The sequence below is a fragment of the Hymenobacter sp. UYAg731 genome, assembly GCF_054061335.1.
The window spans coordinates 374,447-388,612 of the sequence record NZ_JBSSEC010000001.1 but is presented as its reverse complement, the minus strand read 5'-3'; the positions used below and the strand labels follow the sequence as shown (position 1 = coordinate 388,612).

Annotated in this window: 11 protein-coding genes; 7 read left to right on the top strand and 4 right to left on the bottom strand. The window is 64.9% G+C overall.

Annotation, left to right across the window (positions count from 1 at the left end; all coding sequences use genetic code 11):
* The first annotated feature begins 135 nt into the window (after positions 1-135).
* Positions 136-597 (top strand): hypothetical protein, encoded by a 462-nt coding sequence (locus tag ACVWYF_RS01610; RefSeq protein WP_457063937.1) that lies wholly within the window; start codon positions 136-138, stop codon positions 595-597.
* A gap of 103 nt (positions 598-700) precedes the next feature.
* Here ACVWYF_RS01610 and fdhA read toward each other — a convergent pair whose 3' ends face one another.
* The 3 genes from fdhA to ACVWYF_RS01595 form a co-directional block, all read right to left on the bottom strand.
* On the bottom strand, positions 701-1,933 hold the full coding sequence (gene fdhA / locus ACVWYF_RS01605; protein ID WP_457063935.1) for a formaldehyde dehydrogenase, glutathione-independent: 1,233 nt from the start codon (positions 1,931-1,933) through the stop codon (positions 701-703).
* Between the two features lie 88 nt (positions 1,934-2,021).
* Positions 2,022-2,432 (bottom strand): GlcG/HbpS family heme-binding protein, encoded by a 411-nt coding sequence (locus ACVWYF_RS01600; RefSeq protein ID WP_457063933.1) that lies wholly within the window; start codon positions 2,430-2,432, stop codon positions 2,022-2,024.
* Positions 2,433-2,693: 261 nt separating this feature from the next.
* Positions 2,694-3,542 (bottom strand): hypothetical protein, encoded by an 849-nt coding sequence (locus tag ACVWYF_RS01595; RefSeq protein WP_457063931.1) that lies wholly within the window; start codon positions 3,540-3,542, stop codon positions 2,694-2,696.
* Positions 3,543-3,978: 436 nt separating this feature from the next.
* Between ACVWYF_RS01595 and ACVWYF_RS01590 the strand changes: the two genes are divergently transcribed.
* The 6 genes from ACVWYF_RS01590 (at position 3,979) to ACVWYF_RS01565 (ending at position 13,076) form a co-directional block, all read left to right on the top strand.
* Entirely contained in the window at positions 3,979-5,397 is a 1,419-nt protein-coding gene (locus ACVWYF_RS01590; RefSeq protein ID WP_457063929.1) for a BON domain-containing protein, read from the top strand.
* An 87-nt stretch (positions 5,398-5,484) separates the two neighbouring features.
* Positions 5,485-5,715 carry a hypothetical protein gene (locus ACVWYF_RS01585; protein ID WP_457063927.1) on the top strand — a complete coding sequence of 77 codons (231 nt, stop codon included), beginning with the start codon at positions 5,485-5,487 and terminating at the stop codon, positions 5,713-5,715.
* A 99-nt stretch (positions 5,716-5,814) separates the two neighbouring features.
* Positions 5,815-6,714: a universal stress protein gene (locus ACVWYF_RS01580; RefSeq protein ID WP_457063925.1), complete on the top strand. Its 900-nt coding sequence runs from the start codon at positions 5,815-5,817 to the stop codon at positions 6,712-6,714.
* Between the two features lie 96 nt (positions 6,715-6,810).
* On the top strand, positions 6,811-9,507 hold the full coding sequence (locus tag ACVWYF_RS01575) for a cation-translocating P-type ATPase (RefSeq protein ID WP_457063923.1): 2,697 nt from the start codon (positions 6,811-6,813) through the stop codon (positions 9,505-9,507).
* A gap of 318 nt (positions 9,508-9,825) precedes the next feature.
* Positions 9,826-10,650: a universal stress protein gene (locus ACVWYF_RS01570; protein ID WP_457063921.1), complete on the top strand. Its 825-nt coding sequence runs from the start codon at positions 9,826-9,828 to the stop codon at positions 10,648-10,650.
* A 47-nt stretch (positions 10,651-10,697) separates the two neighbouring features.
* Positions 10,698-13,076, top strand: coding sequence for a phosphoketolase family protein (locus ACVWYF_RS01565; protein WP_457063919.1), 2,379 nt, complete (start codon positions 10,698-10,700; stop codon positions 13,074-13,076).
* Positions 13,077-13,178: 102 nt separating this feature from the next.
* Here the strand turns inward: ACVWYF_RS01565 and ACVWYF_RS01560 are convergent, their stop codons facing one another.
* On the bottom strand, positions 13,179-14,153 hold the full coding sequence (locus ACVWYF_RS01560) for an MlaD family protein (RefSeq protein WP_457063917.1): 975 nt from the start codon (positions 14,151-14,153) through the stop codon (positions 13,179-13,181).
* Positions 14,154-14,166: the final 13 nt, after the last annotated feature.

Here is a 14,166-nt window from a genome sequence, read left to right as displayed (position 1 = left end):
GCGGACTTTGTAGTCCGCGACCGTAAGGGTGAAAACGTGCGCGAAGGTACGGAAAACGCTCCGGCGGGGTCGGCTCGCGTAAGTTTGGGGTTTCGAGCAAACTCGAATTCCGGTTATAATTAAGCAACGACCAGAATGAGTAAACGTAGCGCTTCTTTTTCCGAGTTTGAGCAAGTCATCCAAGAGATGCCGGGGCAGCAAGCTTGGCGCATCCGGGCCGTTTCAGGTACAGGTTCCATTTTTACAATGGAATTCAAACCCACATCGAAGACTGATGAGCTTCAGCGTGAATTCTCATTAATGGTATACTGCGCCTGGCGAATTGTTAAAGCCGGACACATCATCTGCACTTGGCATGAGGATGCCGATGCTAACATAGTGCCTGCTCTAAAGACACTGGAAGGCACTTCTGTCACTAAAGCAATTCTTACGGAATGGGGTGACTTGACGGTTGATTTCTCGAATGGTCATTCGCTGCACAGCTGGAACGACGCCCCATTTAAAGATGGCGACAGCTGGTTTATCGGCTACTCAGGCTTAGGGTATTATTCGGTAACAACCCGCAACGCTTTTTTCTATGAGCCAGAGGTTTATTAGCCACTCCTAACCGCTAGACAGCTTCAATTATGATAGCCCCAAACGCCAAACAGCCGGGCCGCCTCCCTGGCAGCCCGGCTGTTACGTCCGTTTCAGCCGGTGCCTAAGCGGCGGCGGTTTCTTTCTTGGCGGTGGTCTTCTTCACGTCCGGAATCAGGTTGTGCGGGTTGATGACGAACTTCCGGGCCACGCCTTTGTCAAATTCGGCGTAGCCTTTGGGCGCGTCGTCAAGGCTGATAATTTCCACGTTCACGGCTTTGCCAATCTGGATTTTATCGTAGAGAATGGCCTGCATGAGCTGGCGGTTGTAGCTCATCACGGGCGTTTGGCCGGTGTGGAAAGAATGGCTCTTGGCCCAGCCCAGCCCGAAGCGGATGGACAGGTTGCCGGTTTTGGCGGCTTGGTCCGTCGCGCCAGGGTCGGCGGTCACGTACAGGCCGGGGATGCCGATGGAGCCGCCTGCCCGGGCAATTTCCATGAGCGAGTTGAGCACGGCGGCGGGCACCTCGGTTTTGGCCTGCGTGCCGTGGCCGCTGGCCTCAAAACCCACGCAGTCGATGGCACAGTCCACTTCCGGCACACCCAGAATCTGGGCAATCTGGTCGGCTAGGTTGGCGTCCTCGTTCAGGTCCACCGTCTCGCAGCCGAAAGAGCGGGCGTGCGCCAGGCGGGCCTTGTTCATATCGCCCACAATCACCACGGCCGCGCCCAGCAGCTGCGCCGAAGCAGCGGCCGCTAAACCCACCGGGCCCGCGCCGGCCACGTACACCGTCAGGCCCGGCCCCACGCCGGCCTTTACGGCCCCGTGAAAACCGGTCGGGAAAATGTCGCTCAGCATGGTCAGGTCGCGGATTTTCTCCATTGCCTGGTCCTTGTTCGGGAATTTCAGCAGGTTGAAATCGGCATAAGGCACCATCACGTACTCGGCCTGGCCGCCCACCCAGCCGCCCATGTCCACGTAGCCGTAGGCCCCGCCGGCGCGGCCCTCGTTCACGGTCAGGCAGATGCCGGTTTTCATCTCCTTGCAGGTGCGGCAGCGGCCGCAAGCCACGTTGAACGGCACCGACACGAGGTCGCCCTTTTTCAGGAATTCCACGTCATCGCCGGCTTCAATTACCTCGCCCGTGATTTCGTGGCCCAGGACCAGCCCCGCCGGCGCCGTGGTGCGCCCGCGCACCATGTGTTGGTCCGAACCGCAAATGTTCGTTGAAATAACCTTGAGAATCACCCCGTGGGTAATTTTCTTGCCCTTGGGGTTCTTTAGCTCGGGAAAATCAATGCTCTGGACCTCGACCTTGCCGGGACCCAGGTAAACAACGCCTCTGTTGCTAGCCATGATGATGGGGTTAATGAAGTAAACAGGAAAAGAAAAACGCCATGCCTGGCAAGTGCAGGCATGGCGTTTGGAGCGGCGGTTGCGCGTCCTAGCGCTTGCCTTCGATGGCCAGCTGGCCAGCTTCGGCCACGGCGTGGTCGTCTTCCACGGTGCTGCCTGATACGCCGATGGCGCCCATCACTAGGCCACCATCGCCCTTGATGGGGATGCCGCCGGGAAAGCTGATGAGGCCGCCGTTAGAGTGCTCAATGCCGAAGAGCGGACCGCCCGGCTGTGACAGCCCGCCGATGGCCCCGGTGGGCATGTCGAAGAAGCGCGCCGTTTTGGCTTTCCGGATGGAGATATCCAGCGAACCCAGCCAGGCATCGTCCATGCGGATGAATGCGACGAGGTTGGCACCGCCGTCGACCACCGCGATGTTCATCTTAACGCCCATTTCGAGGGCTTTTTCGTGGGCGGCTTGCACGGCCGTTTGGGCTTGTTTCAGGGTAATTCCCATAAAGGTGTTGGTGGATTGGGGTGAAAGTTGGTGTTGAGGATTTAAAGAACAGAATCCTTCCAACTCTTAAGCGGATTCTGGCCCATTTGGTTGGCCCCGCCGCAGTGATTGCGACGATACCGGACCATTTTGCGAGAATAATACAGGGCCCTAAAAGGCCGGAAATCCTATGCTGTGCGGCTCAATACCAGTTTATGCACTGGTAGTCGGGCACAAAAAAAGCCCCGGCGGGCCGGGGCTTTTGCAGTCGTTTCAGTTGCCTCAGCCAAATGTCAGTGGCGGGCTCAGGGCCAGCCGCCAGGCTACGGCTACCATGAGGGCCAGGCCCAGCAGCCCCCAAGCCACACGCGTGGCTTGGGGGCGCTTCACGGTTTCGGAAAATACCTCGTTGAGGCAACCCAGGGCTAGCGGAGTCACCAGCAGGCCCATCATGGCCAGGTGCAGGGTTTCCTGCATGGTGAGGTAGGGCATTTTGGTGAGGGCAATGAAAACGCTGCCCACCACCCAGGGCGCAATGAGGGTGCTCACCACCATTAGCTGGCGCTTGTCGTAGCGCATCACCGTGTGCGAGTCGTGGGCCTGCAGGAAGGCGATGGCCCCGAAATAGCCCAGGCCCAGCTGCACCAGCCCGGCCAGCAGAGCCAGCACCACGTTCATCGCGCTGCCGATGCCCAGGAGCCAGTCGGGCACGTACCAGAAGCCCGAATGCGTGAACGTGTCGGCCAGCAAGGCCCCGAACACGGCGTTGCAAGCATGGAACGCCACCCACAGCAGCAGCAGCTTGAACTGCCCCCGGCGCGCCCGCTCGCCCCGCCAGTACCAGCGAAACGCCACCAGCCCCAGCACCAGGCACACCGCCGGCCCGCTGCCATACACCGCGACGATGGCCGTGCGCCACCACTCGTTATCGGCCAGGGTGTAGCGGATGCCGCTCGGGTCCCATATCCCGCGCAGCTGGAAGTGGTGCGACACGGCCGCCTTGGCCGCCTGGTGCAGGCCCCACACGAAATAATAAGCCAGCACATACAGCGCCGTGCCGTTGGTGGCCGCGATGTAGAACTTGCGGCGGTTGGTTTCGGGGGAAGAAGAAGTAGTGGTTTCCGGGGGCATAGGCAGCTTTACTGAAGCAGGCAAGATTGGGGAATCAGCAAAACTAAGCCGCTGGCCTGCAATTGCGCGGCCGCGCTACGCTGGCCGGCCGGATAAGGCCCGGCCCGGGCTTGAAAAGCGGCGTCAAGCCCCGCCCGAGCGCCAGGGAGTGCTAATTAAAATCATGGTAATATATGATAGTTGTCACGGCCTGAATGTCGCCGCCGAATGCATCTTGCAGCAGTCAGAAATCCTTCGGTTTATTCTGTTCCCCTGGCCTTTAAATAGCGCTGTTATGGTCACGTCCTCGCTGTTATTTTCTCTGCTATTGGTGCTGGGGCTGCTGGCCACTGGCCTGCGCCACGGTGCCCCGGCCCGGTACCGGGCCTGCTAGGCCATTTGGCCCGGGGCAGGTTGCCTGTGCCCGGGTGCTCCTCATTATTAGCGCCTCTTCGCCATGAAAAGCCAACCTGCCACGCTCATAACGGATGAGCATTTGGCCGATGCCGACATCACGGCGGCCATCGAGCTGTTATTTATGCTCAAAAAGGGCGTCACTTCGCACCTGGTGGAGGTGGCCACGCACGAGGGCATTGTGGTCCTCAACGGCTTCACCGACAACCTGCTGGCCCGCGAGCGAGCCGCTGAAGTGGCCAAAGCCGTGCGCGGCGTGCGTGGGGTAGTGAACGAACTGATTATCCGCACGCCCGATGTGCCCAATGCCGAACTACAGCGCCGGGTGGTGCGGGTCTTGCAGAACGACCCCGCCGTGCGCCGCTACCAGGTGCGCAGCTACGCCAACGACGGCGAAGTCATTCTGGAAGGCAGCGTGCAAACCTGGGCCGAGGAGCTGCTGGTGCTGCGGGCCTTGCGCGGCGTGCCCGGCGTGCGCCATCTGCACAACCGCCTGGTGGTGCGCGGCGGTCCGGTAGCTACTGCCGATGCAGACATTGCCGCCCACATCCGGGAGTGCCTGGCCTGGGACCTGCGCGTGAAAAGCCCGCTCGTGGACATTGCCGCCGACCACGGCGCGGTGCGCCTGACCGGCACCGTGGGCACGGCGGCCGAGTTCGACCACGTACTGGCCACCGCCCACCGGGCCGGGGCTACCAGCGTCGATGCCGCGCAGCTGCAAGTGGCCCCCTGGGCGCTCGACAAGGTGCTGCGTCACCAGCGCTTTGCGCCGAAAGCCGACGAGGACGTGGCCCGGGCCGTGCGCGATGCCCTGCGCTACGACCCGCGCTGCCACCCCGATGCGCCCACCGTGCAGGTCGAAGACGGCACCGTGACCCTGACCGGCGCGGTGGGCAACCTGCGTGCTCGCCGCGCCGCCGGCCAGGATGCCCGCAACGTGCTGGGCGTGAAAGAGGTGCATAACCTGCTCCAGGTGCATCCCGCCACGCCCGTGGCCGATGACGTGATGCGGCAGCAGGCAAAAACGGCCCTGGCCGCCGATGCCTATCTGGCCGGCTACGACTTGCTGGTGAGCGTGCAGCACGGCCGGTTGCGGGTGGGCGGCTCCGTCGATTCGCATTTCGACCAGCAGCGCACGGCGGAAGTGGCCAGCGGCATCAACGGGGTAGTGGAGCTGGAAAACCATGTGCGGGTGGCCCCGGCGCAGTCTCAGGCGGACGACGACGACGACCTGGCCGACCTCGAAGGCCCCGCCGCCGACCAAGCCCTGGAGCAGCGAATCCGGCTGCATTTCTACTGGTCGGCGCTGCTGCACGACCAGGACATTGAGGTGTGCGTGGCCAATGGTCGCGCCACCCTCACCGGTGCCGTGGATACGTGGCTGGAGCGCCAGCACGCCGCCGCCGATGCCCGCGACTGCGGTGCCCGCGACGTGAACAACCACTTACGGTCGCTGCACTGACGGCCGCCCCGATGATTAACCCCGCAACGCGCATGAAGATACAATTACGGCTTGATAATCAGTTCAATCACAAAGCCTCTTTGCGTCATGCCCCAGCCAATCCCGGAAATATATTACCCGCCCGCATCCCCGCCCGATTCCATTGCCGAGGCACCGGAATCTGTCCGCGCAGCGTCCCCCTACCGCACGGTGCCAAACCGCTACCGGGAGCCCCAGCTGCTGCCCGATTCCGACTACCAGCTCGACGACACGCTGACCGAGGAGGCCGGCATGGCCCGCAATCCGGGCGTGCTGGGGGCTTACGCCGGCTCGTTTTAGGGCCGGGTATCGGCTCTTTTTACCGTTTGCCATTCTTCGCAAACTTTTAGGATGACAAACGTGCTGAATTCCCCGACCGCGTCAATAATCCACCCCGCAATGAAAACGGCCCCGTCATTCTCTTTCATTGTCCTGACCAGCTTTTATCCCGAGGCGCAGCGCGCCGTGCGCTACGCCGACGCGCTGGCCGGCGGCGTGGGCGGCCACCTGCTGCTGCTGCACGCCAACCGCATTTCTTTCTTCGACCCCTACGTGTTTGCCGGGGACAGCTGGCGGCGGCAGGAGCTGGCCGAGGAGCCTGGCATCAAGGCCATGCTGACCCATCTGGCCGGGCAGCTCCACGCGCCGGCCACGGTGGAACTTCTCACCGACCTGCTGCCGGCGGCCGCCCAGGCCCTCACCCGGCAGCACAACCCGGCATTGTTCGTGGTGGGCCGGTCCGCCGATGATACCGCCGCCCCTGACCAGCTGAGCCTGATGCTGCTGGAGCTGCTGCGCGCCGGGCAGCTGCCCCTGCTGCTGGTGCCCCTGCGCACGGCCGCCACCACGCCGCCCCGGCGCGTGCTCATTGCTGCTGACAGCGAGCCGTTTGCCCTGCCCAAGGCCATCGATGGCGTGAAGCAGCTGCTGCACCGGCTCGCCCCGCACGTTACCATCGTACACGTATCGGGCGTCGAAGACGATGAAAACTGCGCCCGCGCCCGCCACGCCGTGGAGCTCAGCGGCCTCACCAAGGGCCTGCACGAGGCGGAGCCACGCGGCTACCAATATGACCGCCCGGCCGATGGCATTCTGGCCGCCATCGACGACCTGGGGGCCGACCTGGTGGTGCTGCTGGCCCGCCGGCGGAGCTACCTCGGCGACCTGTTACATCACAGCGTGACGGCCGAAGTGCTGCGCCGCAGCCCCGTGCCCGTGCTGGCCGTGCCAGCCGCCGAACCCACGGCAGCCCACCGCCGGCAGGCCCACCACGCGGCCGATAGTATGCTGGTCTGGTGAGTAGGCTTCGGAGAATAAAAAAGTGTATTTCTGGTTATTATGCGCTATACTGTGGGGTAGTTGGTATCAGTTGGTTTCCTTTCCATTGCCGTCGTCATGGCCGAGCTCATCGAACTGCCGCCGTCGCCGGCACTTGCTGCCCGCGTGGTTGGCCTCACCGAAGCCGAGGCCTGCGAGCGGCTCCGGCGCTACGGCCCCAACGCCGTGGAGCCCGTGCTGCCCGACAGCTGGTGGCAGGTGCTGCTGCGCCAGTTTCGCAGCCTGATTGTGCTGGTGCTGGGTGGGGCGGCGGGTTTTTCGTTTGCCTTCCACGACTACGCCGAGGGCTTCGCCATCTTGGCCGTCGTTGTCCTCAACGCCGGCCTGGGCTTTTGGCTGGAGTGGAATGCCCAGGCCTCGATGGCCGCCCTGCGCCGCTTGGGCCTGACCACGGCCCGCGTGCTGCGCGACGGTCAGGTGTGCGCCGTGCCCACTCCCCACGTCACCATCGGCGATGTGCTGCTGGTGGAGGCCGGCGAAGTGGTGGCGGCCGACGCCGCGCTGTTTGAAGCCCAGCAGCTCCAGGTGAACGAGTCGGCCCTGACCGGCGAATCGATGCCCGCCGGGAAGGCGGTGGCCCCGGCCACTAGCGACGGATGCGACATAAAATCCACGGATAAACTCACCGACAAATCCACCGAAGCGACCAGCCAGTTGTTCAAGGGCACGGCCGTGGTCAATGGCACGGGGCGGGCCTACGTGACGGGCGTGGGCAGCGGCACGCAGCTGGGCGAAATCACGCAGCTGGTGCAGCACGCCGCCCGCTCGGCCACCCCGCTCGAAGCCAAGCTCGACCGGCTGGCCCGGCAGCTGGTGTACATCACGGTGGGGCTGGCCGCGGCCTACGTGGGTATCGGGCTGGCGAAGGGCCAGCCGGTGTTTGGCCTGCTGAAAATTGCCATTGTGCTGGCCGTGGCGGCCATTCCCGAAGGAATGTCCATTGTGGCCACGCTGGCCCTGGCCTACGGCATGATGCGCCTAGCCCGCCATAACGTGCTGGTGAAGCGCCTGGCCGCCGTGGAAACCCTGGGCGGCACCGACGTCATTTTTACCGACAAAACCGGCACCCTTACCCAGAACCAGATGGCCGTGCAAACCGTGTGGCTGCCCGAGGGCCAGCTGCATTTTCCGCCGGTGGCCGGGGCCGCCGGGCCGGCGGCGCTCACCGGCGAGGCCTACCAGCTGCTGCTGCGGGTGGCCGTTCTGTGCAACAACGCCACCTACTCGCCGGCCTCCGCCGATGCTGCCCTCGGCGACCCGCTCGAAGTGGCGCTGCTGACCCTGGCCCACGGCGGGCCGTTTGACGTGCCGGCGGCGCTGGCCGACCCGCGCCTGGCCGAGCAGCCCTTTAACTCCGACACCCGCCTCATGGCCACCCTGCACCAACTGCCCGGGGGCCGGGCCTGGGTAGCGGTGAAGGGTGCCGCCGAGGCCGTGCTCCCGCATTGCGCCGCGCAGCAGCTGGCGAGCGGTGCCCAATCCATCGGCCCGGCCGAGCACACCGAATGGCTGCACCGCGCCAATGAGCTGGCTGCCAGTGGCTTGCGCGTGCTGGCCCTGGCCTATCGCGAGTTGCCCGATGAGCATCAGCCCAACTGGGCCGACGAGCTGACCTGGCTGGGCATGGTGGCCTTCCTCGACCCGCCGCGCCCCGAAGTGGTGCCCGCCCTCGAAGCCTGCCAGCGGGCCGGCATCCGGGTGTTGATGGTGACCGGCGACCACCCCGCCACGGCCCTCACGGTGGCCCACCAGGTGCATCTCACCACCGATTCGGACACAACCGTGGTGACGGGCGAGGAGCTGGAGAGTTTGCTCGCGCACCCCAACGGCGAAGGCCGCCGCCGCTTGTGGCAGGCCAGCGTATTTGCCCGCGTGAGCCCGGCCCAGAAGCTGGACCTCATCAGCCTATACCAGCAGTGCGGCCACGTCGTGGCCATGACCGGCGATGGCGTGAACGACGCGCCCGCCCTCAAAAAAGCCGACATCGGCGTGGCCATGGGCCGGCGCGGGACCCAGGTGGCCAGCGAGGCCGCCGCCCTGGTGCTGCGCGACGACTCGTTTGCCTCCATCGTGGTGGCCGTGGAGCAAGGGCGCATCATTTTTACCAACATCCGGCGCTTCGTGCTCTACCTGGTGTCATGTAACCTGAGCGAAATCCTGGTGGTGATGGCCGCCGGCCTGCTGGGCCACGGCGCGGGCCTGCTGCCCCTGCAAATCCTGTTTCTCAACCTGCTCACCGACGTGTTTCCGGCCCTGGCGCTGGGTGTGGGCAGGGGCAGCCCCCGCGCGATGCAGCACCCGCCGCAGGACCCGCAAGGCCCCATTATGCGGCCCGGCGACTGGCACCTGGCGGTAGCCTACGCCGCGCTCATGACCGTGGCCCTGCTCGGGGCCGACTACCTTGCCCGGCACCACTTTGGCCTGGCTCCGGCCGCCGCCAATGCCGTGCTGTTTTTCGGGCTGGCCGCCGCTCAGCTGGCGCACGTCTTCAACATGGCGGGTGGCCACACGCCCCTGTGGCACAACGACATTCTGCGCAACCGCTACGTGTGGCTGGCGCTGGCCCTGTGCTCCGGGCTGATGGTGCTGGCCTACGTGCAGCCGCTGCTACACCACTTGCTGGGGCTGCAAAAGCTCACGCTGGTGGCCCTGCTGCTCATTGCGGGGCCGGCCGTGGTGACGCTGGTGTTGGGCCAGCTGCTGGGCCGATTACTGGCCGGGAAGCGCCCGGCCAGTAATCGGCCCAGCAGTTGAGCAGGGGGGAGGCCCGATTGGCCTTGGCTGATGGTGCCGGAATGGTCGTCGTCAATGATATAATTCATGCACCGGGTTGATAATGCTTATGGTGCCGGGCCGATGAGTTATCGAAATTTAGAGTAACTCCCAAGCGCTATCCGGAGCAGGTGAAACGCTTTTGAAACAGCGTATTGATTGAATTGGTAGCCCCATCCGTGTTAACCAGAACTCCCCGGCGGGGCGAGCATGCCCCCGCCGTATTCGGTTGCGCTCCCCACCTGGCTCAGCGCCGGAACCGGCGGGACGGCGCTCACCAACTTCTTCCGGCTTCTCGTCATGCAACCAACTTTCGTCGTTCTCTCTGACCTGAACAGCGCCACCGATGCGGTGCTCCGCTACACCAGCCAACTGGCCACGCAGCTGCCGGAAGGCCACCTCGTGCTCATGCATGTGTTTCAGGACCCGCTGCTGTTACCCGAGTCGGCCCTGATGGTGCCCGTGGTTACGCCCGGCCGCCACGCGGTGCTGGCCGACCTGGCCCAGCGCGCCGACCACCTGCCCGTGCCCGCCGAGCCGGAGATGACCATTGACACCCTGGGCCTGGCCCTGGCCGATGCCGTGATGCGCCACCACCCGCTGCTGCTGGCCGCCGGCCGCGAACAGCCCGCCAATCTGATTGACCGGGTGCTCAGCAATATGGCGCTGCCCGTGTTGCAGGGCGCGCACTACCCGCTGCTGCTGGTGCCCGAAGAAAGCAACGCCACGGACCTGCCCCGCCGCATAGTGGTGGCCGCCGATGACCAGCCCTTTTGGCTGACCGCCCCGTCGCTGGCCTTGGCCGACTTGTTTGAGGCCCTGCAACCAACCACCACGGTGGTGCATGTAGCCGCCGCGCATGGCCCCTCAAAAGCCGGTATCGGCCTCGATGCGGTGCGCCGCACGGGCCTGTTTGGGCCTCTCGATAACAACAGCCTCTACGAAGTGCGGGAAGAATCCCCCGCCGACGGCATCCTGCACGCCGCCGCCGAAGTTGACGCCCAGCTCATTGTGGTGCTGGCCCGGCCGCACACCCTGCTCGGGGGCTTGTTCCACCGCAGCGTGACGGCCCAGCTGCTGCACCGCAGTCCCGTGCCGGTACTGGTGTTGCCCACCACCGATTGAGCCGGCTGCCCGTTTCCGCCCGATAGTCACTTCGCCAGCTCTTGCCCATGACTCCCGAACTCACGACCACCGCCGTGCCCCAGGCCACCCGCCTGGCCCAGCTGCACCGCTACTGGCTGGCTGCCAACTACCTCGGGGCCGCCCAGCTGTATTTGCGCGACAACTTCCTGCTGGAGCGCCCCTTGCAGGCCGCCGACATCAAGCCGCGCCTGCTGGGGCACTGGGGCACGCAGCCGGGCCTGAACCTGGTGTACGCCCACCTCAACCGCCTGGTGCAGGACACCGATGCCAGCGTGCTGCTGGTGACGGGGCCGGGCCACGGCGCGCCCGCCATCCTGGCCAACCTGTTTCTGGAAGGCACCCTGGGCGAAGTGGACCCGCAATACCCCGTCAACCGCACCGGCCTGGAGGAGCTCATTCGGCAGTTTTCGTGGCCCTCCGGCCTGCCCAGCCACCTCGTGCCCGGCACGCCCGGCCAGATTCAGGAGGGCGGCGAATTGGGCTACTGCCTGTCGCACGCCTACGGCGCGGCCCTCGACAACCCCGACCTCATCGTGGCCTGCGTGGTGGGCGATGGCGAGGCCGAAACCGGCCCGCTGGCCGCCGCCTGGCATTCCAACAAGTACCTGAACCCGGCCACCTCGGGCGCGGTGCTGCCCATCCTGCACGTCAACGGCTACAAGCTGTCGGGCCCCAGCATTTTTGGGCGGATGAGCGACGAGGAGCTGCGCCACCTCTTCACCGGCTACGGCTATCAGGTGCGGTTTGTGAGCGGCAGCGAGCCCCACCAAGTACACGCCGCCATGTGGCAGGCCCTGGACTGGGCGCACGCCGAAATCCGGCGCATTCAGGAGCACGCCCGGCTGGGGTTGCTCGATGGGGTGCCGGCCTGGCCCATGCTCATTCTGCAAACGCCCAAGGGCTGGACCTGCCCGCTCACAGTGGATGAACAGGCTATCGAAAACACGTTTCATGCCCACCAGCTGCCCGTGGCCGACCCCGCCGGCCAGCCCCGCCAGCTGCCCGTGCTCGACGCCTGGCTCCGCAGCTACCGCCCGCAGGACCTGTGCCGCCCCCTCACCGGCCACCTGTGCGAGGAACTGCTGGCCGGCTGCCCCACCGGCGAGCGCCGCCTCGGCATGAACCCGCACGCCAACGGCGGCCAGCTGCTGGTGCCCCTCAAGCTGCCCAATTTCTGCGATTATGGCGTAATGGTGCCTTCGCCCGGCAGCGTAACGGCAGCCGCCACGCACAAGCTGGCCACCTTCCTGCGCGACGTGTTCCGCCGCAACGAGGACGCCCGCAACTTCCGCGTGGTCTGCCCCGACGAAACCACTTCCAACCGCATGACCCCGCTGTTTGAAGCCACCCAGCGCGCCTGGCTCGGCCCCCTGCGCGAAACCGACGAATACCTGGCCCCGGATGGCCGCGTGATGGAAATCCTGAGCGAGCACACCTGCCAGGGCTGGCTCGAAGGCTACCTGCTCACGGGCCGGCACGGCGTATTTGGCTGCTACGAGGCATTTATTCCCTTGGTCGATTCCATGCTGAACCAGTACGCCAAGTGGCTGAAAGCAAGCAAGGAAGTGCCCTGGCGGCAGCCGCTGGCCTCGCTCAACTACCTGCTCACTTCCCACGTCTGGCGGCAGGACCACAACGGCTACACCCACCAGGCCCCCAGCTTCCTCAGCGCGGTGGCGGCCAGGAAAAGCTCGGTGGCGCGGGTGTACCTGCCGCCCGATGCCAACTGCTTGCTCGCCGTGATGGACCACTGCCTCCGCAGCCGCGGCTACATCAACCTGATTGTGGCCTCCAAAGCCCCGCAGGCCCAGTGGCTGGGCATCGAGGCCGCCCGCGAGCATTGCAGCCGGGGCATTTCGGCCTGGCACTGGGCCGGGAATGAGAGCAGCAGCGAAACCCATCCGCACCCCGACTTGGTGCTGGCCTGCGCCGGCGATGTGCCCACCACCGAAACCATCGCCGCCGCCGCCCTCATTAGGCAGCACCTGCCCAACCTCCGTCTCCGCGTGGTAAACGTGGTGGATTTGATGGCCCTCATGGCCCCCGACGCCCACCCGCACGGCTTGCCGGAAGCCACCTTTCTGAGCCTGTTCGCGGCCGATGCGCCGGTAGTTTTCGCCTTCCACGGCTACCCCACGCTCATTCATGAGCTGCTGCACCATCGGCCCGGCCCGGCCCGCTTCCACGTACACGGCTACCTGGAGGAAGGCCGCACTACCACGCCCTTCGATATGCTGGTGCTCAACAACATGAGCCGCTACCAACTCGTAATGGCCGCCCTCGACCGCATCGCGGCCGACCCCAACGGCCCGGTTCTGGCCCAGCTATGCCAGCTGAAGCTCACCGAGCACGCCGCCTACATCCGCGCGCACGGCATTGACATGCCGGAAGTCCGGTGCGCGTAGGTTCGGTCCTATAACCTCATGGCAAAAAACCAGAACGGTCATGCTGAGCGCAGCCGAAGCATGACCGTTCCATATTCTTTTTAATCTCCACACCGCCAACCCTCACGGCGTGGCCGCCTGCGCCTTATCCTTCTTGGCCTGCTTGCGGAAATACCCGCGCAGCAGGAAGTTATGCTTCAGCGCATCCATATTCTGGCTGAAGCCGGCCGTGCCCAGCTCCACGTTGCGCAGGCTCTGGCGCAGGTTGCGGGCCATGGCCGTATCGGCCAGCAAGGTATTGAGCGGGCCGTTGGGGGTCTGAATCTGCCGTTTGAGGCCGGCCAGGGTACGGGCCAGCGTATCGGAAGTACCGGCCAGCTGGCGCGTGGCGTGGCGCATGCGGCCGGCAAAGGCCGTATCGGTGAGCAAGTAGCCGGCCGGACCTTTGCCCTGGCGCAGCCCACGCGTGAGCTGCTGCATATCGGCCGCCGAGGCTTGCAGCAGAGCCGTGGCCGTGGCCGTATTGCGTAGGCTGCGGTGCATTTCGAGGGCTAGCTGCTTGTCGTTCAGTAGTTGCCAAAGCGCATCACTGCCGTTGAGCTTGTGGGTAATCTCGCGCAGGTCCTTGGTGATGCCCACCAGGTTTTTGTTCGATATATTGAGTGTGCCCAGCATCGCATCCAGCGCCAGCGGGGTGGTGGTGCGCAGCACGTCGCCGCTTTCGATGGGCCGGGCCGGGGTGGGCACGGCCTTTAGGTTGATGATGGTATTGCCCACCAGCCCGTCGGTGCCAATGGAGGCAATAGCGTTTTTCTTCACGTAGGGCTGCACTTCGCGGTTCAGGCTCAGGCCCACACGCACGGTGCTGTCGTTCAGAATGCGGATGTCCTTCACCGTGCCCACGCTGATGCCGCCCAGCCGCACGTTGTTGCCCGTGAGCAGGCCCGCCACGTTCCGAAAATCGGCCTGCACTTCCAGCGAATCGCCAAACAAATTCTGCTTGCGTCCCAGCAGAAACAGCACGGCCAGCAGGCAGCCCAGCCCGACCAGCACAAACAAGCCCAGGCGGAAATACGTACTGGCGGGGCGCTGAGGCATGACGGGGAGGTGT